The following is a 25943-nucleotide window of genomic DNA, read 5'->3' on the forward strand; positions in this document are numbered from 1 at the left end:
ACAACTATCTCTTATAAAACCTTAATCCAAATTTCATATTTATTGTTAACATTTTTTACAAGCTATCAAACACAAATGCAACGCAAAGTATCTGCGTTGCATTTATATTTAGTTTCTACTCTCTAATTAAACTCTATTATTCCGATTACTAACATTTATACATAAAAAACCCGTCCATTCTTAACGAAGTAGACGAGTATTCTTTTATAAACTTTTTCCTACAAAATAAGCAATATTGACTGCGTCGACTACAGATCCGACACGCTCACAATCACCCACCATAACAGTGTCTTTGCATACTCCATACAATGACATTGCTTCTTCTTTTAGAGGTTTTCTTCCTGCAGCGTTAATGATCGTATCAAATTCTATCTTCTCTTCCCTGCCATCGATTTCAACGATAACCTGATTATCTTCGACTCTCTTACAGCAGGCTTTCGTAACTATATGTAGATGATCCTGTTTATCCATATGCTGTTTCAAGGCAATCCGATATAACATATTTCCATTCAGGGCAATATCATCTGCCATTTCAACGATTGTTACATCATGTCCTTCTAAAGATAGTTCTAATCCTAGTTCACAGCCAATGGAACCGCCACCGATGATCACTGCTTTATGACCTACTTTTTCTTTTGACTCGATCGCATCAAGTGAATCCATCATTTTTTCAGCTCCTTGAACATTTAAATTCATTGAAGCTGATCCCACTGCAACGATCAAACGATCTGGCTTTAATACTTCCAGCATCTTTTTGTCAGCCTTCGTATTCAAACGAACATCTATCGATGATTTTTCTATCTGATGAATCAAATATTTCTGATAAGCTCTTAGATCTTCTTTAAATGGTCCTTCACTGGCCCACTTTAAAAGTCCTCCAAGATGATCCTCTTTCTCCAGCAACGTTACATGATGACCCTGTTCACTGGCAGACAAAGACGCAACCATGCCACTGACACCGCCACCTGCGATCACAACATGTTTTTTTGTCGTTTTGATCGGCTGTGTCAAGGCCATACGATCCTCTCTTCTAAATCGTGGATTTACAGAACACTGTACATTCCAGTGACTGGTTGCAATATGGTAACAATGCATACAGCGAATGCAAGGAACGATATCTTCTTTCTGACCATTCATGATCTTCTTTGGCCAATATGGATCAGCTATCAAAGAACGTCCAAACATGCAGCAGTCCGTATAACCTTTTTCAATCAATTCATTGGCCTCTTCGGGGTTCATCACCGCTCCGACCAGGCATACTAAAAGATTCGTATTTTCCTTTACTTTTTTCGCAAATGAAGCATTATAATTATGAGGCTCAAAAATAGTAGGTACCGCATGTACATTAGCCGCATGATAAACATCCATACCGCAACTGATATTCACCATATCTGCCAAACCTTCAATTTCTTTAATAAAATAAAGCATATCTTCTTCCGGATACGTTTCAGGTACCATCAATTGCCGAGACAGACGAACAATAATCGGATAATCCTCTCCTACTGCTTGACGAATGATTTCTAAAGCCTCTTTAGGAAAACGGCAACGATTTTCAAGGCTTCCTCCATATTCATCTTCTCGTTGATTCCATACCGGTGATAAAAACTGGGAGCCTAAAGAATCATGTCCAAAATGAAGCGTTACCGCATCAAAACCAACTTTTTTACAATTAACGCAAAACTGTGCTGTTTCTTCTGCCAATTCACGCATCTTTTCATGCGTAAAAGCCTTCATTTTAAAACCATCAAAACGGACTCCATCCATCGGTCCATATACATATCCATCTTCATCCGGTACCATGGAAAAGAAACCAACTTCACAGGCTACCTTAGCACCATCCTGCTTTGCTACATTGATCTGTTCCTTTGTTACATCTAGTTCATATTTATTGAAAATATCTATACCTTCAGCCGGAATGTGTACCAGCGCACTTCCCCCCATCGCACGATCCCAGGCACTTATCGCCCCATAATTGGTACTTGATATGATCTTATGCGAGGCAATGATTCCCATAGGTGCCGCTACGATACGATTCCGCAGCATCATGCCATTCACTCTTAATGGCGAAAATAATGATTCAACTTTCATATATATACTCCTGTACTCAAAACTCCTAATACGACAAGTACAACACAGATCACAAATTTCAAAACTCCACCAATATGCAGTTTCTCAAAAAACGATCTGAGCCAAGGCAGACTTACCAGCACCACTCCCAGAAAGCATAAAGCTGTCAGCCAGGCTCTTTCAATCAAAAAAAGAAGACACATCACTGTAAATACACAGGGTATGATCCAGCTATATAGTTTTCGCATTTTTCGACTAAATTCAGGATCACCCAAATAAAATTTCTGATTCATTATAAGATTCTTCCTTGCTCATCAACTAGCTGTATATTGGTATAAGCATTTTTAAGCTCAGGAAGTGTTGCGATATACTTTTTCAAAGCTGCTTTAGCTACAGCATCACTTTCTCCATCATGTTTTACTTTCAAAGTAAGACCCTGTAACGATATGACCTCAAAATGAATACCTTCCCATTCCAGACCATTTAATTTTTCATTTAAAATTTTTGCCTTTGGACTTCCAATCTGTAGCATACTTTCCTTCCTTTCTATCTATAAAAGAAAGCAACAATGCAGACACTGTTGCTTTCAATTTCTATTTAAGCTTCAGCAGTTTCATTTTCTTCTTCAAGAGCCTGCTTATCAATCAATTTCACAAATGGGAACCAGATTGCCATATCAATCAAAATAATCAAAACCTGCAAGATAGCTCCTTGTACCGGTGTTGATATACCTAATAACCCTTGTACTACACCTGGCATCGTCCAGCTTGGATTGACACCATTTGGACGTCCAACCAATCCAGACCACATTGCAAAATAAGCTACACAGGTATTTACGATAACGCCACCCATATAAGGAATAAATAACATAGGATTTAACATAATAGGAATACCAAATAATAATGGTTCACCGATATTGAAAATTTGTGGTACAATGGCAACTCTTGCCAATTGTTTATATCTCTTTGATTTTGCAAAGAAGAATAATACGATGGCTAATCCTAAGGTAGCACCGATACCACCCATCTGAATTGAATTCAATAATCCTGTACCATAGATATTTGGAAGTGCTTCACCGGCAGCTAAAGCAGCGGCATTTGCTTCATTAGCAGGCATCTGTAATGCATCCATAAAAGGAACAACGCTTGAACCATGGATACCACAGAACATAGCCAGTGTCATTACTAATTCAGTAACAAGCAAGCCTCCAAAGCTTGTACCTAAGCCTTGCAATGGTGTCTGGATGAATGTATAAATCAACTGATGAATCGAACCAAATTCTGTTGCGGCCATTGCCTGACCAATCAATGAACATCCAAATACGATGATAAATGCAGGGATCAATACTGCGAATGTTGCTTCAATATAATGAGGCACACCAGCTGGCATTTTGATCGTAACGTTATGATCAGCACATAGTTTTACAAAACGCACAACCAGAAAACTGATAATAAACGCTGAGAACATACCTGCATGACCCAGCCAGGAAGTTGGTATAGATGCATATAACTCTGTTGGTGTTAATAACAAGAAAGCTGCTACTGTCAGTGGAATACATGACAATGGTTCATCAACTTCCAGCCTTTTTGCATAAAGGTAAGGCAATACCAATACAGTGTAAAAGGCAATACAGCTGATCGTCCAGGACTGGGCATTCATAAATACAGTCGCAATCATTGGATGTTCTGCCAAGAAAGGCTGCCATCCTCCTATATCTAAAAACGCAAATAAACAAGCAAAAGAACCAACTACCGTAATCGGCAGCAATACCTGCATAGCTTCCGCTAATGCCTGCAAGAATTTCATCTTGTGAACCCATTCAGCAAGCGGTTCAACAAAAGCTGAAATCTTATCCATTAATTTTTCCATAATTTCCTCCTTTAATAATAATTTATTTTTTCAGGTGCTCAAGTACTGTTTTTAAAACTTTCTCTCCATTCATCATTCCATAGTCCACTGTATCAACGACCATGAATTCAATGCCCTTATCAGCATATTTCTCTTCAAATGTTTTCTTTTTAAAACGTACCTGTGGCCCTAAAAGCACAATATCAGCGCCATCGATCAGCTCATCTAATTTGGTATAAGGATAAGCATTGATCGTCGCTTCAACCCCTAATTTCTTCGCAGCATCCTGCATACGTGTTGTCAGCATGCCAGTACTTGCACCATGTTCACAAACCAAAATAATATTATACATTTCATTCACCTCTTTTACTTTTGTACATTTTTATAAACACGTACAAATCTTTCAGCCAAATCTCTTGTCAATTCAGCGGTACTCAAATGATTTGACGCATGAATCAGCATCATAGTAGCTGTTACACATCCTGGTTCTCTTGCCTCCTGAACCAGAAGATCTGTATGTATCTCGTGCGCTTTCTGAATGGATTCATCACTGCATTTCAAGTTTTCCTCAGCACTTTTAAAATCTCCTGTTTCTGCATTTTCAATAGCTTCCATTGAATAACTTTTTCCATCACCTGCATGTGCAATGATCTGACAGGCAATATTATTGATTTCTTCTATCGTCATACACTTCACCTCTCATTTACATTTTCAGTTTACCCAAACAAAAAAATCCTTTCAATCTCAGCTTTTGCCCTTTGACTATGCAAAAGATAAAAACAATTCATTATAATAATTGGATACAATTGTAATGGAGGAATCACTATGACCAATTTGGACAAAAAACTGCAGACAATTTCATATCTTAACAATCAGACAAACTGGACAACTACTGCTACACTTGCAAATTACCTAGACATTTCGGTACGCAGTGTCAAATACTGTATATCAGAAATCAATAAAGAATACCCAAAGCTGATCCTTTCTTCCAATAAAGGCTATAAGATTGATAAAGAACAAGCACGTGCCATACTGAATGTTCATACCAGTTCTTCCATTCCCCGTAACTATGAGGAACGTAAAAGAGAAATTATCATCTCTATTCTTTTAGAGAAGCAGCGACCAACAATCAGCGAATTATCTGAACGCCTTTGTATCTCACCGGTTACACTACAGAATGAATTATCTAAGATCAGAACAGAAATTTCTAAGTATCATCTTAATGTTCATACCCGAAATGATATTGTTTCTATTACAGGATTATCTAAAGATAAAAGAAAAATCATCCTTGATCTTATTAATAACGAAATTCAAAATTCATATTTTTCATTAGATCGTGTGCAGCTCATATTCACTACGGTAGACCTCACAAAAATCGAAAAACTTGTAACCGGAATCCTTACCGAAAATGAATATATTCTAGATTCCTATTCACTTTTCAACTATGTGCTGCATATTGCCTTAACAATTGAACTGAGAGGAAACCGTCAGGATATGAAAGATGTCCGCTCTCCTATTGAACAAGAAGCTTTAATGGAGCTCGGTTCCCCTCATGTTCAAAAAATTGTTAATGAAATTTACTTAAAACTAAAAGAAATCTATAACACTGATTATTCTTTATTAGATATTTACCAGGCAAGCGTATTGATGATGACTCGTGTCGTTTCTAATCATGTTTCATCGATTAGTTATAATCAGATAGTTATAATCAGATCGAATCAATCCTTGGAAAAGATATCAGCGATTTATTAGAAATGATCGTTGCTTCTGTAGACGATACATATTGTGTAAATCTAAGAAATGAAAACTTTCTTATACGTTTTGCTTTCCACTTAAAAAATTTATTGGTTCGTCTTGAACATCATATCGAAATTACCAATCTTCAATTCAGCGGTATCAAAAATGACTATCCGCTAATCTATGCCATATCTGTACACATTTCAAATATCATCTATAAATTCAGCGGCTATGTACTTCCAGAAGATGAAATTGCTTATATTGCCCTTCATGTCGGTGTGCTCATGGATGAAAATAAAGCTTTACGAGATAAAGTAAATGCAATTATTATTTGTCCGAATTATTACTCACTAGGTCAAAAAATATCTAAAAAACTTTCTAGCATTTATTCTGAAAATCTTTTAATCAGTAATGTTCTCACATCGATTCGTAATGATACCGATTTATATGGTGTTGATCTTATACTCTCTACCGAGCCTATCGATACTTCGATTCCGATTCGACACTATATCTTAAATCCTTTTGTAACGGAAACCGATATTCGAAATATCTTCACTATCGTTGATGATATCAAAAGCAATAAGATCAAAAATATCATTCGTGATAAAATCATGTACTTTTTTCATGAAGATCTATTCTTCACTGATAAAAAATTTAAAAATGATGTTGAAGCTATTGAAACTATGTGTGATATCATGATTTCTCATCAATATGTTGATACTTCTTATAAAGAAGAAATTTATGCTCATGAAAAAATATCTCCTAGTTCTTACGGCAATATCACAATACCACATCCTTTAAATAACAAAGCTAAATCAAGTGTGATTGCTGTTAGCTTAAACCCAGAACCTATCTCTTGGGGAATCAATCAGGTCAATCTTGTTTTTATGCTTTCTTTAAAAGAAGAAGACCGTGATTTATTTTCAGATATCTTTGAATTTATTACACAAATTTTAAAAGATGAGCATATTTTTAAAAAGATTATGAGCATTAAAACCTATGATGAATTTATCAATTCACTTGTATCGTTTTATTAGAAAAGAGGTTGAATATGAAAAAAATAGCTGCATCACCCATAAAACGTCTTATCGCTTATTTTATTGACTGGTATTTAAGCGCCTTATGCATGTCTTTTTCAATATGCCTTTTTGCCAGTATAAATCAAAGAACTCTTACAATCGATCCCACTGTTTCTAATCTTCCTTTTTTATACGCCTTGACGTCAGTAATTCTTGGCATTATACTTGTTTATATATATTACATGATGCCTCAATGGATAAATCCTAAATACATGGGACAATCCTTAGGAAAGATAGTGATGCATATCCGTATCGTTCGAGTTGATGGAAAAGAAGTTAATTCTCTTACAATGTTTTTACGAACGATTGTCGGTATTATTTTAGTTGAGGAAACCTTCAATAACGCCTCATTTGTTTTACATAGTGTCTTAGGGATGGTCATTGATAACCAGCTCATTGTCTATCTCTATTATGCTTTCTGTATTGTATCATTATTTTCAATTATCATGCTTTTCAAAGATCCACTAGGACAAATGATTCATGATAAAATTGCAGGCACATTCGTTATTGAATCAAAGGAGAAGTAGTATGGAAGTGACGATTCAGGCAAATGTTGATGCGAAATCTTATTTCGATTTTGTTCTTTCAACCGTTCAAACAAGTCTTGAAGTATCTGGAAGCAATGAAAAAATAAAAAAAGGTCTTACTTTTGAAAAAAGTCTTAACACTGGATTTATGAAAACAGAAATGTGTAAGGTTAAAGTGACTGATTATGTCTATCCTAAGATCATCGAATTAGACTATATATCTAAATCTGGTAAAAACACGATTCGTTATACCATTCTCCCGAAAGGAAAAGACGCATGTGAGGTCACATATCGAGAAACAAAATATGATCATAATCATGTAGAAAAGAAAATTGGTGCATGGAGCGAAAAAGGTTATCGTAAAAAAATGGAAAAAAGAATGAATGCTGTTACTCAGTATTTACTTGAACAAAAAAATAAAGAAGAAAAAAGCACAGCGGATTAATGAAAAATGCCCTTCTTTCTGGATTAGCCAGCAAGGAGGGCAAATATCATAAGTTGTGTTTTTTTTGTGTTATATAATAGCACCAATACCGTATCCTTCAAATACAGCTTCCTGTATTTTTCTTGTTCTTACAGCATCTCCCGCTTCATATATCTCTGGAGTAATATCATAGAAAGATTCTACTAGACTACGATCACTTCTCACGCCCACACACATGATTACGGTATCTGCTTTTATAGTTTCCAATGAACCATCCTGATGTTGAAGAACTGCTTCATCATTTTTGATTTCAATACATTTTGTTTGATAATGAATCTGAATCGGTTCTTTTAATGATTCATATTTCTGACGTAAAGCAATTCGGTACAACATATTGCCTTGTGCTGCCAATGTATCCGTTAATTCTACGATTGCTGGGTGCTTACCTTTCAATTCCGCTAACTCTAATGCTAATTCTGCACCAATCGTTCCACCACCTATAATAAGTGGTGAATCACCAATCAGAGATTCATTTTCCAAAGCTTGTACATAGCTGATCACATGGTGCTGCTCACTTCCTTTTATAGGAATTGACACAGGTTTACCACCAACAGCAATGACTAAAGCATCCGGCTTCATTTCTTTTACCATTTGTGGATCAGCCTCACATGAAAGATGTACTTCGACTGTTGACTTAGCCAGCTGATTTTTCAAATAATCTAGATAAGCACGAATATCCTCTTTATAATATTCCTTAGAAATTAAATTCAAAGTACCTCCAACCTTGTTTTCCTTTTCTAGCAAGATAACATGATGTCCTCGTTTGCTAGCTGTAATGCTCGCCATAATGCCTGCTGGCCCTGCACCGATCACTACGACCTTTTTTTGCTTTTCACATGGTTTTAATTCTTTTTCTATAAAACGTTCATTATGATAACGTGGATTTACCGAGCAGCCAACATTACGCCGATTTGTTGAAATATGATAGCATTGTAAACAGCGAATACAAGGAACAATGTCTTCTGCTTCTCCATCTCTTGCCTTGTTTGGCCAATATGGATCCGCAATAAAACTACGTCCAAAAGCAACTAAATCTACTTCTTCATTAGCAATCAGATCTTCTGCTTCCTGTGGATTCATAATTGCCCCGACAACGGCAACTTTAATTTTTTTCACATGTTTCTTTACTTCTCTTGCCCATTTAACATTTGGCATATGTTCACAGAAATTTGTTGTAGCCATACGAACATTACCTTCATGATTGATGTCAAGACCTGCGGAAATCTGTACTGAATCAATATAAGGCTCCGCCATTAAGATAAATTGTAACGTGTCTTTAAATTCAATCGAACCAGGAACGCATTCTTCACCTGAGATACGCATATCAATCGGATAATTTGGACCTACTGTCTGACGAATTCTTTCAAGAATCATTAATGGAAATTTAGCCCTGTTTTCAAGACTTCCACCATATTCATCACTACGATGATTAAATAAAGGTGAAATAAATTGAGCTGGTAGCCATCCATGAGCAAAATGCAAGAATATGGCATCAAACCCTAAATTTTTCGCATCCAAAGCGCTTTGGGCATATAAATTAGCAATTCTTTCCATTCCTTCTTTATCTAAAGCCTTTACTTCAACACCATCCTCACGTATAAATGAACATGGTCCTACTGCATATTCACCAGGTAATACTCGTGCATATTGTCCTGCATGAAAAATTTCAATTGATGCCCGAGCACCTGCACGATGACATTGACGAATCTTTTCTTGTGTTTTTTCCACTTCATATTTAAAAAAACCGCTTTGTTCATTCCCACTGGCAAAACTGCTCCTTCCAGGCTCTACGATCGTATGTCCGCAAATAACAAGTGCCGCACCGCCAAGTGCCTTCTCAGAAAATTCTTCACCAATAGGAGCTGCAATAATTCTGTTTTTCAGAATCATGCTATTTACTTTTAATGGAGCAAATAAATTTTTATATTTCATGTTCTGACCCTCTTTTCTAACTTTATTATCAAATAAAATATGACTTTTTTCTATTTCATCTTTTGCCCTGAGAAAGGGCAAACACTCACTAAAAAGTGAGTGTTTTTTTATCAGTTTTAATTAGATTATAATACTTCACCATTTGTTTCAATGACCTTTTTATACCAGTCAAAACTTTTCTTCTTGCTTCTTTTCAGGGTTCCATTGCCTAGATCATCACGGTCTACATAAATAAATCCATAACGCTTCTGCATTTCACCGGTACCACAGCTAACAAGGTCAATAGGTCCCCATGGTGTATATCCCATCAAATCTACACCATCTTCTTCTACCGCATCTTTCATAGCTTGAATATGAGCTTTTAAATATTCAATACGATAATCATCATCAATGCTTCCATCCTCTTTAACCTGATCTTTTGCACCTAATCCATTTTCAACGATAAATACTGGTTTTTGATAACGATCATATAAATTATTAAGAGCAATTCTTAGACCAATCGGATCAATTTGCCATCCCCAGTCACTTGCTTTCAAATAAGGATTTTTTACCGCATTTACCATATTACCATCTGTACATTCTACATCTTCTCTGGAAGATGCCACATTAGAATTATAATAGGAGAAGGCAATATAATCTACAACTCCCTCTTTTAATGCTTTTTCATCTTCATCAGTTATATCAAGAACAACGCCTTCTTTTTTCCATGATGCCTTTGCCTTATTTGAATAATAGCCACGACATTGTACATCAGAGAAATAATACTGCTTATCAATCTGTTCCATAGCACAAAGCTGATCTTCTGGTTTGCAAGTTTCACCATAAAAGGTCGGATACATCATCATCATTCCAATTTTAAACTCCGGATTGATTTCATGTCCCATTTTTACTGCTTTGGCACTTGCTACAAATTCATAATGTGATGCCTGTTTGATTACCTGATTACGATTTTCATCTTCTTTGATACGCAATCCCATTGTCATTTCTGGAAAAAAGCCATTTACATTGATCTCGTTAAATGTCATCCAATATTTCACTTTATTTTTATATCTTTTAAAGATTGTTTCACAGAATCTTAAGTAAAAATCAATCATTTTACGATTACGCCATGTACCATATTTTTCTACTAAGGCATAAGGTGTTTCATAATGAGAAATCGTAACAACAGGTTCAATACCATATTTCAAACATTCATCAAACACGTGATCATAAAATTCTAATCCTTTTTCATTAGGTGTTTCATCATCACCATTTGGGAAAATCCTGCTCCAGGCAATTGACAAACGGAAACATTTAAAACCCATTTCCGCAAATAATTTAATATCTTCCTTATAATGATGATAGAAGTCAATACCTTCATGATTCGGATAATATTTGCCTTCTATGATCCCATCTGTAAATTCACGCTGTACGCCATGGTGTGATGCAACCATGCAATCCGCAGTGCTCATTCCTTTACCATCTACATTCCATGCACCTTCACACTGATTAGCGGCTACTGCACCGCCCCATAAAAAATCTTTTCTTAATGTCATACTTCCTCCTATAATTTTATTACTCGAAAATATCCTTCATTTGTTGCCTGTCCCAGTTTTCTTACTTTATAACAATCGCCAATTTTAAATGTATGATATGTAATACCATAAAAACTGTCTGCCTCTTGAGATCTTGGTTTAAAGCCTACTGAAAGGACAATTGTATCTGCTTTGATTTCTTTAAGTTTTTTATTTTTTTCAATGACGACACTTTTATTTTTTATTTCAACCACCTTAGATGAGGTATAAGGCGTACAATCAACTTGTTTCAAGATCCAATCAAGCTGGCTTCGCCAATTAATATCTTGTTCCTGTTTTGCTATCTGATCGGCAATTTCTACCACACTGACATGATGTCCCTCATCCGCTAAATAGATACCTGTTTCAATTCCTGTAGCACCGCCACCAATAATTACTACTTCTCCTTCAACTTGTTCAGGATGGGCATATACATCAATGGCTTGCATTACCTTAGCTTGAGTACTTTCTAATCCCTTGATAGTAGGCGATATGGGTTCTGCCCCTAAAGCCAATATCAAGGCATCTGGATTTAATTCTTGTACCATCTTGGGAGTTGCTTTAGTATTTAAAAGAACTTTGATCGGATATTTGTTTACCTGTCCCTGTAGAAATCTACAGAAAATATCTAAATCAGTTTTGAAGCGATCTTTTTGAAAATGCCGGATCTGTCCACCTAATTCTCCTTCTTTTTCGATCAGTGTTACCTGATGTCCTCGCTGTGCAGCCGTAATGCTCGCCCGCATACCGCCTGGTCCACCACCAATAACAACGATATGTTTTTTAGTTTCAGCTTTCTTTAGGTCTTTTTCTACCCACGAATAGTTTCCATACCTTGGATTGCTGGCACAGCCCATACCATTTTGTTCACTACAGCTAGCACATCTTAAACATGGATAAATATCCTCCTGTCTGCCTTCATATGCCTTTTTAGGCCAATCCGGATCTACCATTGCTTCACGTCCGATTGCCACAAGATCACAGGCTTTAGATGCAATTGCATATTCTGCCTCTTCTGGCAAAATCACTGAACCTACAAGTACAACTGGGACTTTTACATTCTGTTTCACTTGACGTGCTAAATCAATTTTATCAAGATGTGGTTTAAAATTTTTAGATACACAATGATGGAATAGTTCTGGTTCTGAGTCTAAGCCTGCTGATACATGCACTAAATCGATATAGGGTTCAGCAAGCTGAACAAAACGAATGCATTCATCTATGTCAAAACCACCATCTCGATATTCTCTCGCTCCGACTCTTAGTTCGATCGGATAGTCTTTTCCCACTGCCTCTCTAACCTTTTTTAATATCAAAAGGGGAAAACGTGCACGGTTTTCAAAAGAGCCGCCATACTGATCTGTTCGCTTATTGAAAGTCGGTGATAAAAACTGATAAGGTAACCATCCATGGGCAAAATGAAGCATGATCATATCAAAGCCAAAATTTTTAAAGTTTACAGCCGCTTTCGCATAATTATCTACAACGTGCTGGATCATAGCTTCATCCATTCCCTGTACATGAATCATGAATCCTTTTTTATGAAGATATGTTTCCGTGATCGGTCCGATCGCATGTCCTTCTTTTCCTGAGTCTTTAGGAAAATTGTGAGCGTACCGTCCTGCATGAATCAGTTCTACTGAAGCATACATGCCATAACGCTGTAAAGCCAGCATCTGTTGTCGCAGCTTTTTAGGACCTTCTAACCCATGTACCTGCTGTCCTTTAGGTTTGATAAACGGATTAGGATAACCCATCAGCTGTGACCATTCATCATCGATCTGCCAGCTGCCAAGAGTCATTACAGAGGCTCCTGACTGACCAAATTCTTCACAGATTTCAGGTACACCATTTCCCATTGGTGCTATTTCAATTCTATTTGGAAACCGTAATGAGTTAATTTGTATCGGTTCAAAAAGATGTGGATATTTTAAAGTCATTTTACATTTACTCCTGCAAAATATCCGTCATTAACTGCTTCAATCACCGTTGCAACACTTCGACAGTCTCCTATCATCGTTGTTTCTGGTGTCACACCATACAAATCAAAGGCTTCTTTTTTCTTTGAACGCAAGCCAACGCTAAGGAATACATGATCTGCCTCAATGAAAATCTGTTTTCCTTCCTTATTCTCTACCAAGACTCCTTTATCTGTTATTTCAATTACTTGTGAGTTCAAATGGCTATACAATCGTTCACATTTTTCCATATGATGTCGTAAAGCAATACGATAAAGTTTATTCCCTTTTGCACATAAAGTATCACCCATCTCGACAATATGGACTTCTTTTCCTTGCTCCGCTAGCTCTAGCGCTAATTCAGTTCCTATTGTTCCTCCACCAATTACAACTGTTTTACCATAGATGTTCTCTAAACCAGTTTCATAAGCATCCACTGCCTGTCTTGCTTGTTCAACACCTTTGATAGGAGGTGTTATATAATCTGCACCTATCGCAATGATCACATCGTCTGGCTGAAGTGACTCTAAAAGTTCACGATCAGCACAAGTAGAAAGCATTACTTCAACATGACTTTTTTCAATTTGATGTATCAGATATTCTTTAAATTTATGCAGATCTTCTTTATAAACGCCTTTATCAGCAACATTCAACTGACCACCTAAAACATTTGCCTTTTCTATCAAAAGTACATGATGTCCTTTTGCATCTGCACTTAATGCTGCTTTCATGCCCGCAGGTCCGCCACCTACAACAACGACCTTTTTTGGATGCTCACTTTTTTCTTCTTTTAAAGGTACCCTATTTTCACGGCGAAAACGTGGGTTTACAGAACATTGAACATTCGCATGTTCTGTTGCGATATGATAACAATTTAGGCAGCGTAAACAAGGAACGATATCTTCATCTAATCCTTTTTCTGCTTTAAGTGGCCAATATGGATCCGCAACTAATTGTCTTCCTAGCATGACTGCATCAATTTTACCTTCACCAATCATTTCATCACAAATTTTTGGATCAGAAATCCCTCCAACAAGGCACACCATAGCTCCAGTTTCTTTTTTTACTCTTTGAGCAAAAGCAAGATTATAATATCGTGGTTCAAAAATTGTCGTATGCGTATATACATTTGCTTCATAATGATCAACATCGCCACCATAGCAATCCATACCTGCAGAAATATTAAAAATATCAACGATATCTTTTACAGAATTGATAAAATAAAGCATATCATCTTCTGAATAAGTTTCTGGAATTACTAACTGGCGTGAAACACGTACCATGATTGGATAATCCTTACCTACTGTTTTTCTAACTGCCATCAACGCTTCTCTGGCAAAACGAGTTCGATTTTCCACACTGCCCCCATATTCATCATTACGTTGATTCCATACAGGGGATAAAAAGATTGAGCATTGTGAATCATGACCAAAATGAAGCATGATCATTCGAATCCCAAACTCTTTTGCCTTTTTACATTCTTCACATAATTCTTTAATCTGCATATGCATCTGTTCATGAGTCATGGCCTTTGCTTTTTCACATGTATAAGCAATACCATCACTCGGTGCCTGAATCGTTCCATCATCATTTTTTAACGGATGAAAACTAAACTCCATGACTCCGACAGCACCACCTTCCTCAAGAAGTGACCATGTTTCTCTTGTCACATCTCGAGCATATTTATCAAAAGGACTCGAACATTTCGCAATATCTGCAGTACCATAGCTGGAAACAACAACTGCACCACTGCCTCCCCTAGCTTTGTCTGGCAATGAAATGCCTCCATAATACGTGGAAGAAACCAGCATAGCCTTCGGCACTCCCATTGGTGCAGCTATAATTCGATTTTTCAACATGACTCCATTTATTTGTAAAGGAGCAAATAAATTTGGATATTTCATTTCTTTCACATTATCACCTCTGATATCATTATTTCTGAAATAAAGCTATCTTTCAAGCTTCACTCTTGCACGAGGGTTATGCAACTTTAAAGAAAATTCATTAAATTTGCACCGCAAAGAGGCAAAACGAAAAAACGTCATGCTTTTACACATAACGTTTCTTATATATCTTATATTGCCCAAACACCATTCTTAAAGATCTGATATCTATTTCCATTATGATCAACACCAACGATATCCAAATCATCACTGCCAATCATAAAATCTACATGGTTAATAGATTCATTGAAACCAACTTTCTTGAAATCTTCTTCACTCATGTTCTCATAACCACGAATATTATTCTTGAAGGCTTCACCAAAAGCTAAGTGACAGCAGGCATTCTCATCAAATAAAGTATTTGAGAAAAGAAGACCTGTCTGATTAATCGGTGAATCATATGGTACTAAAGCTACTTCACCAAGATGACGAGAGTTTTCATCCATATTCAACATATTTTCTAAAACATCCTGTCCTTTTTCTGCAGTAACTTCAACGCATTTACCATCTTTAAAAGTAACCTTGAAGTTTTCTACTAACTGTCCCTGTAAAGATAAAGGTTTCGTAGATACCACAACACCATCGACACCATCTCGTTTTGGCATCGTGAATACTTCTTCTGTTGGCATATTCGCTGTAAAATCATTTCCTAACATATTTGTTTCACGAGCACTGATCCAATAATGATTTGGCTGTAACTTTAATGTCAGATCTGTTCCATTACTTGATTTATACTCCAGATAATCAAGATTCATCTCGTTTAATTTATTGCTTTTTTCTTGTAAATCATCAATATGATCCTTCCATGCCTGAACGGGATCCTTTTGATCAAGACGCATTGTTTTAATAATTGCTTCCCATAATTTACTGACAGCTTCATCATCACTCAATGCAGGAAATACCTTTTTTGCCCACTTAACAGAAGGAATGGCAACGATTACCCACTGATTTCTGTTATCTTCCATATCACTATATTTTTTCAATATAGAATAACGAGCTTTTCTAACAGCTGCATATTTCTTTAAATCAATCCCATTATATGCATCTGGATCAGCATCATCTACATAAATCTTACAAGGCAGTGTTTCTGCACGATGTTTTGCTTTCTCTTCCTGCCAAGTCAATACTTCAGACATGACTTTCTCATCTTCATATAACCAGCGAAGTTTATCAATTTCTTCATTGAGCCATTCAACCTTCACACTTCTTGCTTTATCAGCATAACAAACTTTAACGATTTCCTTAACAAAATCAGCACACTTGGTAGATGCCGTAATTTCTACATCCTGTCCTTCTTTTAAATTAATTCCAATTTCAACTGCGAGTTTCGCATATTCTTCATAAATTTTTTGATTCATATTTATTCTCCTGCTACGACTACATCACGTAAATATACGGCACAAGGTACGATATAATTATTGATTTGTCGTGTTTCTTTTGAAAATTTCATATTCTTTAATACTTTAGAAAAATTAGCGGATATTGATCCTCCAACGATCGGATAGACACCCTTATCGTCTTTTTCATATCCTAAACGAATTTCACCGCCAAAGTTTCCACTAATCGGGTCCATGATAAAAGCACTAAAATCCGTAACTTCTAAATAAGGTTCTTTTTTCATGTCATCCATGCTCATGCTTCCACCATGTACGATAACATTATTGATCGATGTCGTATCTTCCATATGGATATAATGAGCATGCTGGACACTTCCCCAGAATGCTTTACATACCCCTTTATCAAAGAGCACACGATCTTTTATTGGATTACCATCCATATCATAGGCATCATTTTTTGTAGAACCATCCATAGTGGCCTTTAACTCGATCGTTAGATCATCAGCGTTTTCACCAGTCATTTTTTCATTGATCTTAGCCTTAGCAACGCCCATGAACTGATTTGAGGCATTGGTATGTGAAGTAAAATACTGGAAGAATTGAACGACATCATCACCACTTAAGATAACATTCGCATGTTCATTTTTCTTTGTTGGTACAGCTTTAAGACGAGCTTCACCGCTAATAAACATCTTTTCTATTTCAGATGTGATTTCTTCGCTCTTTTTATTGGCAAAACGTAAATCTTTTAAAAGTTCAATTTCATGACCTTCCTTACTTGTATTGATGACAGCCTCTACTTCACAGTCAAAACCATAGAAAGTAACATCTACATTTTGAGAATTAAGGATATGTGTTTTCTTTTTATTAACAAAGATCTCATAAGAATTGACTTTTTCATTCTTACCTGCCTTCACCTTCTGCATGGCTTCACAAATCTTTACAAGTTCTTCTGTCAGATTTACATCTAAGTCACTGCCTTCACTTTGCTGATCAGCAACTAATGGAAACCATGGATTTAAAACAAACTGAGCAGCAAAAATAGCTTTATCAATTTCTTTTTTTATTTCTTCTACACTATATGTTGGATGAATTTCCTTAGTAGCACTGCCACGATATTTTTTATCATCACTATCTACATAGACCGTTACCATCGTATGAGTCACTTCTTTGGCACGGCTCATATCCAATTTTTGGCCAATAAAGAAGGCTTCCTGTGAATATGTCGTAATTTCTTTGATGATGAAATCACTGGCTTTACTTTCTTTTAATATTGAATAAAGTTCTTTTTTCATTAGCCTAACCTCACTTTACACTTCAAATAAGGACCACCATCACTTACTTTGACCCATTCTTTATGTCCTTTACCACAGGCTCCACTGCCAAACATTGCAAAATCATTTGAAATCATCGAAATGCTCTTCAGTAAATCCGGTACATAACCCGTTAAGGTAACTGGAGCCACTACCTTTCCTGTCAGTTTACCATCTTTGATTTCTCTGCCCATAGCTACAACACATTGGATTCCCCAATGCTTTGGATCCTCCATTCCAGAATCCATACCTTCTAATAGATAACCATGTTCAATAGAAGCAATCATATCTTCTAAAGAATCTGTACCCGTAGTAAACAAAGTATTAGTCATTCTCGTATAAGCTTTTCTTTCAAAACTTTCACGCTTGCCATTACCCGTAGGTTTCGTATTTAAACGCATTGCACTTAATATATCACTGATACCCGTAACAAGAGTTCCATGGTCAATGATCGTAGTATCACTGCCCAATGTACCTTCATCATCAAACAAATAACTGCTGACCTGTGAAGCACTTAAAGCTCCATCTCTCATTGAAGTAATATCACTGGCTACTTGCTTACCAATATAATCCTTCGCCAAAGCACGCTCTTTCACAAACATATCCATTTCGACACCATGTCCAAATGCTTCATGAGCAATCAAACCCGTAACCTCTGGTGTTGTGATCACATCATACATACCTGGCACTACCGCTTCTGCATTCAGCTTATCATTTAGATCTTGAATGATTTTTTCTACCTTATTATCCATTTCATCTAAAATTTCAGCACCTTTCAGCCCTGAAAAAGATTCATAAGCCACTTCTGTCTTTTCACCATTGGTTCCTATTGCTGCAGCCATTCCCTCTGCATAAGCATAGCTTTGCATCAGATCCTTTTTATCAGATAAAAACATTTTGTTGACATGAGCAAACTGCATCGCTGCCTGAAACTCAATGACTTCTTCATGCTTGGCGCCAGCATCACTGATCTTCTTCAAATGAGCCAATATATCCTCAGCACTCATTTCTTCTGGATTCACTTCAATTTCATTGACCATCGATTCAGTTATTTCTTCTTCATGAATCAATGGAGATTCCATCTTAGAAACTCCTAGCTTTTCCAATGCTCTAAGTTCATCCTTTAAAACTGAAGCAATTGTTTTAGCGCATGCTTTCACATCTTCACATTCATTGAAAGAATATTCACAGTAGCTTCCATTTTCATAGACACGTACGACAAATCCTCTTTCACCAAAACCATAATCACCAACATTTGTCTGTCGTTGTCCTACACGATAGCTAGTACCCGATACATCAGTACATAATACACTAACATATTCAAATTCATTATCTAAAAGAGTGATCAATTCCTTGATTTTAGGTTTGATTTCTATCAGATATTCTGACATTTTGACTTGCATATATCAACCCTCCTATGTGTAAGATTTTACTCTTATTTTATTTTATTGTCTATCGAAATAAACAAATTCAACCATTAGTTGCATATCTTTTTAAATGATCATAAAAGCTTCTGATATGTTTTATCAATCGCAAATGCTCCTAGAGGTGCTGTGATCAAAATAGATAATACAGCTACCGTTAAAACGCTTTGTCCGCAAGTTAGTCCCATTGCTAAAGGAACTGATCCAATAGCCGCCTGTACTGTTGCTTTTGGGCAATAAGCAATCATACAGAACAGTCGTTCTTTCATATTCAAATTAGTTTTCAACAGGCAAATAAAGACTCCTGCCATTCTAAATAAAAGAACTGCCAATATTAAGAATATTGGTGCAAAGCCAAGTGTTAAAGCATACTGAAGATCAATCTCTGCACCTACAAGTACAAACAAGAAAATCTCACCAGCGATCCACATCTTTGAATAATCTTTAGACAATAAAGTCGCATTCACTTCACTTTTTCTTTGAAGTGCAGCCCCCATGCTCATCACACCGATCAAAGAGGCAAACGGCAATCCGCTTTTATCTTCCAAAGATACCATAAGAAGTGAGCATCCTAATACCATTATAATTTTCATCATGCGATTCAATTCCCATTTTTTAAATATCCATGCGATAAGGATTCCTACAAGGATACCCCCTAAAATACCACTTATAATTGAAATAGGCACATTCACTAGATGATTCCATGAAAAAGCAGACTCACTAGCCAATGATGTAAATGAAGTAAATAGCGCTATCACAAAAACATCATCGACACTTGCTCCAGCCATGATCAATTGTGGAATGCCCTTTTTCGTTCCTGCCCCCTCTTCCATCAGCTTCAACATCTTTGGTACGACCACTGCCGGTGATACGGCTGCAATCACACTTCCTAAAATCAATGAATCAAGAAGATTCATTCCTAAAAATAAAGGTGCTGCTATAACCATTCCTAAAATCTCAAAACAAGCCGGTACAAAACACATTAAAAATGCAGATCGACCCACTTTTCTTAAATCTTCAATACTTAAATTTAAACCGGCACGTGTCAATATAATGATCAAAGCAATTTTTCGTATATCTGCCGATATATTTAAAATGGATGTATCTAAACAGTTAAATACAGATGGACCTAACAAGATTCCACATAGAAGCATACCAATCAAGGAAGGTAAACCTAGTTTTTTAAATAACTCCCCAAAAAACATCCCCATGATCAAAATCAATCCTACACTTAATAACACATTCATACCTCCACAAGAAAATGATGATATTATATCATAATAATAGATATGATGATACTATAATTTCAAATTGATGATATATATTATCATAACATAAATCACACTTAACTTTTTTTATTTTCTTTTATCATCTTTCTATCAATCAAAAAATGAAATTTCCTAATATATAAAAAAAGCTGATGAACTGTATGAAAAAAACATACAGATGTCATCAGCATAGTTGCGGTTTAGGCAAAAGCCAAGGGAGAACATCATTCCCATGACTACTCTACCACAAGTATCCCATTTCTTCAACATCTAATTTTATTTCTAAATGTTATTATTAAAAAAAGCATTTTTTTTAAGAAAAAGTGGGAAATTTGAATTTTTGATGGATATATAATAGTAGGGGGACATAAAGCTAAATACAATTGGGCATTACTTTAAAGTATGTAAGTCCCATGGCTTGTGAGGTAGAATAAAGCACCTGAGCCTACAGGTTATCGATTGCAGGAAGGTAAAGGTACTTTATATAGTGAATCTGATGAAAGAATTACGTTTACTGATTCATGCAGTAAGACGGCTTCTTGAAGTGATGATAAAGCTATCTGTATATAAAAAAACGAGATAGCCCAACCAAAAAACTATCTCACAGCCTTATTATAAAAGATACTACAATATTTTTCAATCTGATTATTTCAATTTTATAATTCGGGCATTACTCTAAAGTATGTAAGTCCCATGGGTTGTGAGGCTAGTAAACTTTTGAATTTATACCATATATGAGCAAGGAAATAGTGCTGGTTAAGTGAAAGAATTAAAAGTGTCTAATGATTAATATACATAAATCATCCTCTAAAAACGATTAAGCATAGAAAGCGAGATAGTAATCCGTAACCTAGCTCACAACCATATTATAAAATATTTGAGGCATTAGGTCTTTCAAAAATCCATAACACCTACCTATGTAAGTCCTCACTTTTATTTCAACGGCTTTAACCCATCGAATAGTTCATCAAAGCTTTTCATATCTTTACATCGTCCATAAGACAATTCCTTATTATCCCCATATTGCATAAGAAAACACTTTGTCAATTCTTCCACAGTGATTTCTAAAGATGTCATAAACTGAGCATATGCGAAATCAAAGGCCTTGCTGCCTTCTTCATAATTAGAATAAATAAGTCCTTCCGTAATCTGATCTAAAGGATAAAGTTTAAGATGAAGAAGTTCATGAACAATGACTTCTTCAAAATTTTCTTGACGTGGATTACGTTCATTCAACAATAAAATAGCCTTGCGATCATCACAGTCTATTTTAAAATCACCTTTTTTTTAAACTCCGGGTCACTAATCATTTCTAGTTTTACATCCCATTGATTCTTTATACGCAAAATATTTAACCATTTCTCAAAACATACATTTACATCCATATCTTATTTTCCCTTCATTTTTATAAAAGTACAGCAACCCATATCACTTGCTTTCTTAAATCCTGTTTTCTCATAGAAACCTGTATTATCTTCATCACTCAATAAAATGATCTGATAAACATTTTTATATTTTTCAAGCAACATATTTATCAATGCCTTCCCGATTCCTCTTTTTTGATAATCAGGGTGTACGATGAGATCTTGTATATAAATCATTGAAAATCCATCTCCGATAGCACGAATAACACCCACTAGTTTCTTTTCTACATAAGCACTTATGATGCATAAAGAGTGCTGATAAGCATTTTTAAGCATGTTCAGATCATGCGTATAGTTATTCCACCCAACACTTTCATATAAAGCCAATATTTCATTTGCATCATATATATGATCACAGAAAGTTATATTCATCATACTCCCTCCTTTTATATTCATTTTATATAACGAAAGCATCATTATCAATCTTTAGCTTACAATTTATATAAGAAAACGATTTTACTACTACCTTTTTATCTTATTTATATGTAAAATAGACTTTGTGCAAAATAAAGGAGAAATTATGATTCAATTAATTGTATGTGATTTAGATGAAACATTACTGACGAGTGATAAAAAAATAAGTGTAAAAGATAATGATGCCATTCAAAAAGCAAGAGCTAAAGGAGTTAAGTTTGTTTGTGCTACAGGTAGAGGTTATTCCTATATTGATGATATATTAATAACTTTAGATGTCTACAATAAAGAAAATGAGTATGTTATTTCAAATAATGGTGCCATTATTACTGAAAATAAGAATAGTAAAGAACTTTCTTTTCATAAACTTTCTAATGTAATTGCTGAAAAGATCATAGAGTTAGGTTTTGAATTAAACCTATGTGTACAAGTATTTACTTCTAAAGATGTATATTCTTTTAATACGAATGAAGATGAAAAGAAATGGCTGTTAATGTTTAAAAAGGATGCCGTTTTATGTAACGATAACAATATTGATTTTCTTAAAGATCAGGAAATTGTTAAAGTGATGTATCAGCATGCTGATATGAATGTTTTATTTTCTTTAGAATCAAAGTTAAGTGATGAAATCAAGAGCAATACTACGATTGCCTATTCAAGTAATCGTTATATGGAATTCACTGCTACAGGCATCAGCAAAGGTGCTGCTTTAAAAGAATTGACTCAATTATTAGATATTCCATTAGAAGATACTCTAGCTATTGGTGATAACTATAATGATATATCGATGATTGAAACAGCTGGTATTGGCACCTGTGTAGCTAATGCTCATGAAGATATAAAGAAAGTTTGTGATTATGTTTCACCACTAAGTCATGATGAAAATGCAGTTGCAGACATTCTTGAAAAATTTGTTTTATAAGATCCTACTTATCAAAAGTAGGTCTTTTTATATAAAAACGACCCTCTTTTCAAAGAGAATCGTTATTTAACTATTTTTAATATTGATCCTATTTAATGCTCGTTGCAAAGATACCTCTGCTCTTCGAATTGAAGTATTAGCATCTTTCTTCTCAAGTCTTTTTCTTGCACGTTCAGCACTTCTTTTCGCACGTTCCAGATCAATCTCTTCTTTACCTTCAATTGTCTCTACTAAAATATATGCCTGATTATCATTTAAATGAAGGATACCACTGGAAATCGCAAAGTCCTTTTCATTTTCATCAACTGTCAACGTTAATTTTGATATTTCAAGCATGGCAACAATGGGCATATGATTGGGCAAAAGAGTACATTCTCCATATGCCGTACAGGCATGAATCTTGCTAGCTTCAAATGTGTGATAAAGACCACTGGGAGTTACGATTTTTACATGAATCATATTATTCACCTAGACTCTTTGCTTTTTCCACTACTTCTTCAATGGATCCGACAAACATAAAGGCTGCTTCTGGATAAGCATCATATTCACCATTCAATAAGGCTTTGAAAGAGCGAACGGTATCTTCCTTAGAAACATATCTTCCTTGCATACCTGTAAACTGTTCACCAGCAAAGAATGGCTGTGATAAGAAGTTACGAACACGACGAGCACGATTTACAATGATCTTATCTTCTTCGCTTAATTCATCCATTCCTAGTATCGCAATAATATCCTGAAGCTCTTTATATTTCTGTAAGAGTTCCTGAACACCTCTTGCTACTTCATAATGTTCTTCTCCCACGATTAATGGATCTAACATTCTACTAGTAGAATCAAGAGCATCAACTGCAGGATAAATGCCTAGTGCGGCAATTGAACGATCCAATACGGTCTTCGCATCCAGATGGCTAAAAGCTGTTGCTGGTGCTGGGTCCGTCAAATCATCTGCCGGCACATAAATTGCCTGAACAGAAGTGATCGAACCATTTTTTGTAGAAGTGATTCGTTCTTGTAATTGACCCATTTCAGTAGCCAATGTTGGCTGATAGCCTACAGCACTTGGCATTCTTCCTAAAAGGGCGCTCACTTCACTTCCAGCTTGTGTGAAACGGAAAATATTATCAATAAACAAAAGTACATCCTGATGATTGACATCACGATAATGTTCTGCCATTGTAAGTGCGCTTAAACCTACACGCATTCTTGCTCCTGGAGATTCATTCATTTGTCCATAAACCAAGACCGTTTTATCCAATACCCCAGAATCTTTCATCTCATGATACAAGTCATTTCCTTCACGAGTTCGTTCACCAACACCGGCAACTACTGATAAACCGCCATGTTTTGTCGCAATGTTATGAATTAATTCCTGTATCAATACGGTTTTACCAACTCCCGCTCCACCAAAAAGACCAATTTTGCCTCCTTTAGGATATGGACAAAGTAAATCAATTACTTTAATACCTGTTTCAAATATCTCAGCTGTTGTCTGTTGTTCATCAAAGCTTGGAGCTGGTCTGTGAATTGGCATTTTCTTTACGGTCTCAGGTAAAGGTTCACCTTCATCAATGACCTCACCTAACACATTAAACATTCTTCCCAATACCTCTTCACCTACTGGAACACTGATAGGAGCACCCGTATCAACCGCATCCATTCCTCTGACTAAACCATCTGTTCCACCCATTGCAATGCAACGAACACGATCATCTCCAATATGCTGTGCTACTTCAACCACTAGCTTTGAAGAGGTATGCTTATTTTCAATTTCTATTGCATTTAATAGTGCTGGAAGAAGTCCTTCAAAATGTATATCGACAACCGGTCCGATTACTTGAACGATTTTTCCAATATTTTCTGCCATAATTGCTCCTTTCCTAGGTAGCACTTCCTGCAACAATTTCGGTAATTTCCTGTGTAATTGCCGCTTGACGTGCCTGATTATACTGTAAAGTTAATGTATCTTTTAATTCCTGAGCATTATCTGACGCATTTTCCATGGATGTTCTTCTACTTGCCTGTTCACTGGTTTTTGTTTCCAGATAATAACTATAAAGAATACTTTTAACTGCCATAGGAATGAGTCTTTCAAGAATCTCTTCTTCTGATGGTTCAAAAATTGTTTCCGCTTTATATCCATCTTTTTTCTTTTTTTCTATAGGAAGAATTTTGATCTTATGTGGAATAAATGTTATTGGATTTTTAAATTCTGTATATATGACATGAATAGAAGTTATTTCACCATTCAAATATTTCTCCAGTAACTGTTCTGCCAATGAAACTATATCAGAATAACAATCATCTTCTAACTGTATAAGTGTTTGTATAACATGATAATCTTTATTTTTGATCCATCCAGCTCCACGAGTTCCCAGCATGATCATATCTTCATCATGTGAACATTCATTTTCTATCAGTTTAAATATATTGGCATTAAAGCTTCCACATAATCCCATATCGCTTGTATAAATGATTGTACATGGATGATCATCTTCTCTTTTTTTCAAATAAGGATGATCACTGTTATCAATATTCGCTAAGATACTATCTAATAATTCTTTCAGTTCAATCGCATATTCTTTATTTTTACTCATTCGCTCTTTTTGACGCTGATATTTACTGGCTGCAACTAATTGCATTGCCTTTGTGATTTTCATCGTTGATTCAATCGAGCGAATTCTATTTTTGATAGCTAATTGAGAACCACTCATGA

The 25943-nt window shown here is 35.7% G+C and carries 24 protein-coding genes and 1 riboswitch; of the genes, 5 read left to right on the forward strand and 19 right to left on the reverse strand.

Annotated features, from left to right (window positions below; all coding sequences use genetic code 11):
• Nucleotides 1-204: 204 nt before the first annotated feature.
• The 6 genes from BQ5367_RS01740 to BQ5367_RS01765 all read right to left on the reverse strand — a co-directional run bounded on the left by BQ5367_RS01740 (nucleotide 205) and on the right by BQ5367_RS01765 (nucleotide 4602).
• Nucleotides 205-2088 (reverse strand): oxidoreductase, encoded by a 1884-nt coding sequence (locus tag BQ5367_RS01740; protein ID WP_071440860.1) that lies wholly within the window; start codon nucleotides 2086-2088, stop codon nucleotides 205-207.
• On the reverse strand, nucleotides 2085-2360 hold the full coding sequence (locus tag BQ5367_RS01745; protein WP_071440861.1) for a hypothetical protein: 276 nt from the start codon (nucleotides 2358-2360) through the stop codon (nucleotides 2085-2087). The genes BQ5367_RS01740 and BQ5367_RS01745 overlap by 4 nt, the downstream gene beginning before the upstream one ends.
• Complete coding sequence (locus tag BQ5367_RS01750) at nucleotides 2360-2599, reverse strand: hypothetical protein (protein ID WP_071440862.1); 240 nt, start codon at nucleotides 2597-2599, stop codon at nucleotides 2360-2362. The genes BQ5367_RS01745 and BQ5367_RS01750 overlap by 1 nt, the downstream gene beginning before the upstream one ends.
• 65 nt (nucleotides 2600-2664) lie before the next feature.
• On the reverse strand, nucleotides 2665-3936 hold the full coding sequence (locus BQ5367_RS01755; protein WP_071440863.1) for a PTS sugar transporter subunit IIC: 1272 nt from the start codon (nucleotides 3934-3936) through the stop codon (nucleotides 2665-2667).
• Between the two features lie 22 nt (nucleotides 3937-3958).
• Nucleotides 3959-4267, reverse strand: coding sequence for a PTS sugar transporter subunit IIB (locus BQ5367_RS01760; protein WP_071440864.1), 309 nt, complete (start codon nucleotides 4265-4267; stop codon nucleotides 3959-3961).
• 14 nt (nucleotides 4268-4281) lie between these two features.
• Complete coding sequence (locus BQ5367_RS01765) at nucleotides 4282-4602, reverse strand: PTS lactose/cellobiose transporter subunit IIA (RefSeq protein WP_083383126.1); 321 nt, start codon at nucleotides 4600-4602, stop codon at nucleotides 4282-4284.
• 138 nt (nucleotides 4603-4740) lie between these two features.
• On the opposite strand from BQ5367_RS01765, the gene BQ5367_RS01770 reads away from it, so the two are divergent.
• The 4 genes from BQ5367_RS01770 to BQ5367_RS01785 are packed head-to-tail and all read left to right on the forward strand — an operon-like array spanning nucleotide 4741 to nucleotide 7703.
• Nucleotides 4741-5667 carry a helix-turn-helix domain-containing protein gene (locus tag BQ5367_RS01770; protein WP_071440865.1) on the forward strand — a complete coding sequence of 309 codons (927 nt, stop codon included), beginning with the start codon at nucleotides 4741-4743 and terminating at the stop codon, nucleotides 5665-5667.
• Nucleotides 5668-5669: 2 nt separating this feature from the next.
• Entirely contained in the window at nucleotides 5670-6689 is a 1020-nt protein-coding gene (locus tag BQ5367_RS01775) for a BglG family transcription antiterminator (protein ID WP_071440866.1), read from the forward strand.
• A 14-nt stretch (nucleotides 6690-6703) separates the two neighbouring features.
• Entirely contained in the window at nucleotides 6704-7258 is a 555-nt protein-coding gene (locus tag BQ5367_RS01780) for an RDD family protein (protein WP_071440867.1), read from the forward strand.
• A gap of 1 nt (nucleotide 7259) precedes the next feature.
• A complete protein-coding gene (locus BQ5367_RS01785) occupies nucleotides 7260-7703 on the forward strand; it encodes a DUF3284 domain-containing protein (RefSeq protein ID WP_071440868.1) in 444 nt (147 codons plus the stop codon).
• Nucleotides 7704-7772: 69 nt separating this feature from the next.
• On the opposite strand, the gene BQ5367_RS01790 is transcribed toward BQ5367_RS01785, so the two are convergent.
• From BQ5367_RS01790 to BQ5367_RS01835, 10 genes are all read right to left on the reverse strand, one after another.
• On the reverse strand, nucleotides 7773-9674 hold the full coding sequence (locus BQ5367_RS01790; protein WP_071440869.1) for an oxidoreductase: 1902 nt from the start codon (nucleotides 9672-9674) through the stop codon (nucleotides 7773-7775).
• 125 nt (nucleotides 9675-9799) lie between these two features.
• Nucleotides 9800-11209: a 6-phospho-beta-glucosidase gene (locus BQ5367_RS01795; RefSeq protein ID WP_071440870.1), complete on the reverse strand. Its 1410-nt coding sequence runs from the start codon at nucleotides 11207-11209 to the stop codon at nucleotides 9800-9802.
• Between the two features lie 8 nt (nucleotides 11210-11217).
• Nucleotides 11218-13167, reverse strand: coding sequence for an oxidoreductase (locus BQ5367_RS01800; RefSeq protein WP_071440871.1), 1950 nt, complete (start codon nucleotides 13165-13167; stop codon nucleotides 11218-11220).
• On the reverse strand, nucleotides 13164-15089 hold the full coding sequence (locus BQ5367_RS01805) for an oxidoreductase (RefSeq protein ID WP_071441331.1): 1926 nt from the start codon (nucleotides 15087-15089) through the stop codon (nucleotides 13164-13166). Before BQ5367_RS01805 ends, BQ5367_RS01800 begins: the two co-directional genes overlap by 4 nt.
• A 170-nt stretch (nucleotides 15090-15259) precedes the next feature.
• Complete coding sequence (locus BQ5367_RS01810; RefSeq protein ID WP_071440872.1) at nucleotides 15260-16486, reverse strand: aminopeptidase; 1227 nt, start codon at nucleotides 16484-16486, stop codon at nucleotides 15260-15262.
• 2 nt (nucleotides 16487-16488) lie between these two features.
• Nucleotides 16489-17760, reverse strand: a complete 1272-nt coding sequence (locus BQ5367_RS01815) for a metallopeptidase TldD-related protein (protein ID WP_071440873.1) — start codon at nucleotides 17758-17760, stop codon at nucleotides 16489-16491.
• Entirely contained in the window at nucleotides 17760-19181 is a 1422-nt protein-coding gene (locus BQ5367_RS01820) for a TldD/PmbA family protein (RefSeq protein ID WP_071440874.1), read from the reverse strand. Before BQ5367_RS01820 ends, BQ5367_RS01815 begins: the two co-directional genes overlap by 1 nt.
• A 98-nt stretch (nucleotides 19182-19279) precedes the next feature.
• The gene (locus tag BQ5367_RS01825) at nucleotides 19280-20449 is read right to left on the reverse strand and encodes a cation:proton antiporter (RefSeq protein WP_235858718.1); all 1170 of its coding nucleotides are present in this window, start codon (nucleotides 20447-20449) and stop codon (nucleotides 19280-19282) included.
• A gap of 189 nt (nucleotides 20450-20638) precedes the next feature.
• Nucleotides 20639-20711, reverse strand: a riboswitch (Fluoride riboswitch).
• Between the two features lie 692 nt (nucleotides 20712-21403).
• On the reverse strand, nucleotides 21404-21709 hold the full coding sequence (locus tag BQ5367_RS01830; RefSeq protein ID WP_202615245.1) for a hypothetical protein: 306 nt from the start codon (nucleotides 21707-21709) through the stop codon (nucleotides 21404-21406).
• A 149-nt stretch (nucleotides 21710-21858) separates the two neighbouring features.
• Nucleotides 21859-22269 carry a GNAT family N-acetyltransferase gene (locus BQ5367_RS01835; protein WP_071440875.1) on the reverse strand — a complete coding sequence of 137 codons (411 nt, stop codon included), beginning with the start codon at nucleotides 22267-22269 and terminating at the stop codon, nucleotides 21859-21861.
• Nucleotides 22270-22414: 145 nt separating this feature from the next.
• Between BQ5367_RS01835 and BQ5367_RS01840 the strand changes: the two genes are divergently transcribed.
• A complete protein-coding gene (locus BQ5367_RS01840; protein WP_071440876.1) occupies nucleotides 22415-23230 on the forward strand; it encodes a Cof-type HAD-IIB family hydrolase in 816 nt (271 codons plus the stop codon).
• A 66-nt stretch (nucleotides 23231-23296) separates the two neighbouring features.
• On the opposite strand, the gene atpC is transcribed toward BQ5367_RS01840, so the two are convergent.
• The 3 genes from atpC to atpG are packed head-to-tail and all read right to left on the reverse strand — an operon-like array spanning nucleotide 23297 to nucleotide 25941.
• Nucleotides 23297-23689, reverse strand: coding sequence for an ATP synthase F1 subunit epsilon (gene atpC / locus BQ5367_RS01845; RefSeq protein WP_071440877.1), 393 nt, complete (start codon nucleotides 23687-23689; stop codon nucleotides 23297-23299).
• A 1-nt stretch (nucleotide 23690) separates the two neighbouring features.
• The gene (atpD, locus tag BQ5367_RS01850) at nucleotides 23691-25094 is read right to left on the reverse strand and encodes a F0F1 ATP synthase subunit beta (RefSeq protein WP_071440878.1); all 1404 of its coding nucleotides are present in this window, start codon (nucleotides 25092-25094) and stop codon (nucleotides 23691-23693) included.
• Nucleotides 25095-25107: 13 nt separating this feature from the next.
• A complete protein-coding gene (gene atpG / locus BQ5367_RS01855) occupies nucleotides 25108-25941 on the reverse strand; it encodes an ATP synthase F1 subunit gamma (protein WP_071440879.1) in 834 nt (277 codons plus the stop codon).
• Between the last annotated feature and the right edge of the window lie 2 nt (nucleotides 25942-25943).

The sequence above is a fragment of the Traorella massiliensis genome (assembly GCF_900104665.1).
In the GTDB taxonomy this organism is placed as follows: Bacteria; Bacillota_I; Bacilli_A; order Erysipelotrichales; family Erysipelotrichaceae; genus Traorella; species Traorella massiliensis.

Coding starts and splice junctions, on each gene's coding strand:
- BQ5367_RS01840 (WP_071440876.1), top strand. CDS start 22,415: ATGATTCAATTAATTGTATGTGATTTAGATGAAACATTACTGACGAGT.
- BQ5367_RS01790 (WP_071440869.1), bottom strand. CDS start 9,674: ATGAAATATAAAAATTTATTTGCTCCATTAAAAGTAAATAGCATGATT.
- BQ5367_RS01825 (WP_235858718.1), bottom strand. CDS start 20,449: ATGAATGTGTTATTAAGTGTAGGATTGATTTTGATCATGGGGATGTTT.
- atpG (WP_071440879.1), bottom strand. CDS start 25,941: ATGAGTGGTTCTCAATTAGCTATCAAAAATAGAATTCGCTCGATTGAA.
- BQ5367_RS01835 (WP_071440875.1), bottom strand. CDS start 22,269: ATGATGAATATAACTTTCTGTGATCATATATATGATGCAAATGAAATA.
- BQ5367_RS01780 (WP_071440867.1), top strand. CDS start 6,704: ATGAAAAAAATAGCTGCATCACCCATAAAACGTCTTATCGCTTATTTT.
- BQ5367_RS01805 (WP_071441331.1), bottom strand. CDS start 15,089: ATGAAATATCCAAATTTATTTGCTCCTTTACAAATAAATGGAGTCATG.
- BQ5367_RS01820 (WP_071440874.1), bottom strand. CDS start 19,181: ATGCAAGTCAAAATGTCAGAATATCTGATAGAAATCAAACCTAAAATC.
- BQ5367_RS01815 (WP_071440873.1), bottom strand. CDS start 17,760: ATGAAAAAAGAACTTTATTCAATATTAAAAGAAAGTAAAGCCAGTGAT.
- BQ5367_RS01810 (WP_071440872.1), bottom strand. CDS start 16,486: ATGAATCAAAAAATTTATGAAGAATATGCGAAACTCGCAGTTGAAATT.
- BQ5367_RS01795 (WP_071440870.1), bottom strand. CDS start 11,209: ATGACATTAAGAAAAGATTTTTTATGGGGCGGTGCAGTAGCCGCTAAT.
- BQ5367_RS01755 (WP_071440863.1), bottom strand. CDS start 3,936: ATGGAAAAATTAATGGATAAGATTTCAGCTTTTGTTGAACCGCTTGCT.
- BQ5367_RS01800 (WP_071440871.1), bottom strand. CDS start 13,167: ATGACTTTAAAATATCCACATCTTTTTGAACCGATACAAATTAACTCA.
- BQ5367_RS01750 (WP_071440862.1), bottom strand. CDS start 2,599: ATGCTACAGATTGGAAGTCCAAAGGCAAAAATTTTAAATGAAAAATTA.
- BQ5367_RS01760 (WP_071440864.1), bottom strand. CDS start 4,267: ATGTATAATATTATTTTGGTTTGTGAACATGGTGCAAGTACTGGCATG.
- atpC (WP_071440877.1), bottom strand. CDS start 23,689: ATGATTCATGTAAAAATCGTAACTCCCAGTGGTCTTTATCACACATTT.
- atpD (WP_071440878.1), bottom strand. CDS start 25,094: ATGGCAGAAAATATTGGAAAAATCGTTCAAGTAATCGGACCGGTTGTC.
- BQ5367_RS01745 (WP_071440861.1), bottom strand. CDS start 2,360: ATGAATCAGAAATTTTATTTGGGTGATCCTGAATTTAGTCGAAAAATG.
- BQ5367_RS01770 (WP_071440865.1), top strand. CDS start 4,741: ATGACCAATTTGGACAAAAAACTGCAGACAATTTCATATCTTAACAAT.
- BQ5367_RS01740 (WP_071440860.1), bottom strand. CDS start 2,088: ATGAAAGTTGAATCATTATTTTCGCCATTAAGAGTGAATGGCATGATG.
- BQ5367_RS01765 (WP_083383126.1), bottom strand. CDS start 4,602: ATGACGATAGAAGAAATCAATAATATTGCCTGTCAGATCATTGCACAT.
- BQ5367_RS01785 (WP_071440868.1), top strand. CDS start 7,260: ATGGAAGTGACGATTCAGGCAAATGTTGATGCGAAATCTTATTTCGAT.
- BQ5367_RS01775 (WP_071440866.1), top strand. CDS start 5,670: ATGATCGTTGCTTCTGTAGACGATACATATTGTGTAAATCTAAGAAAT.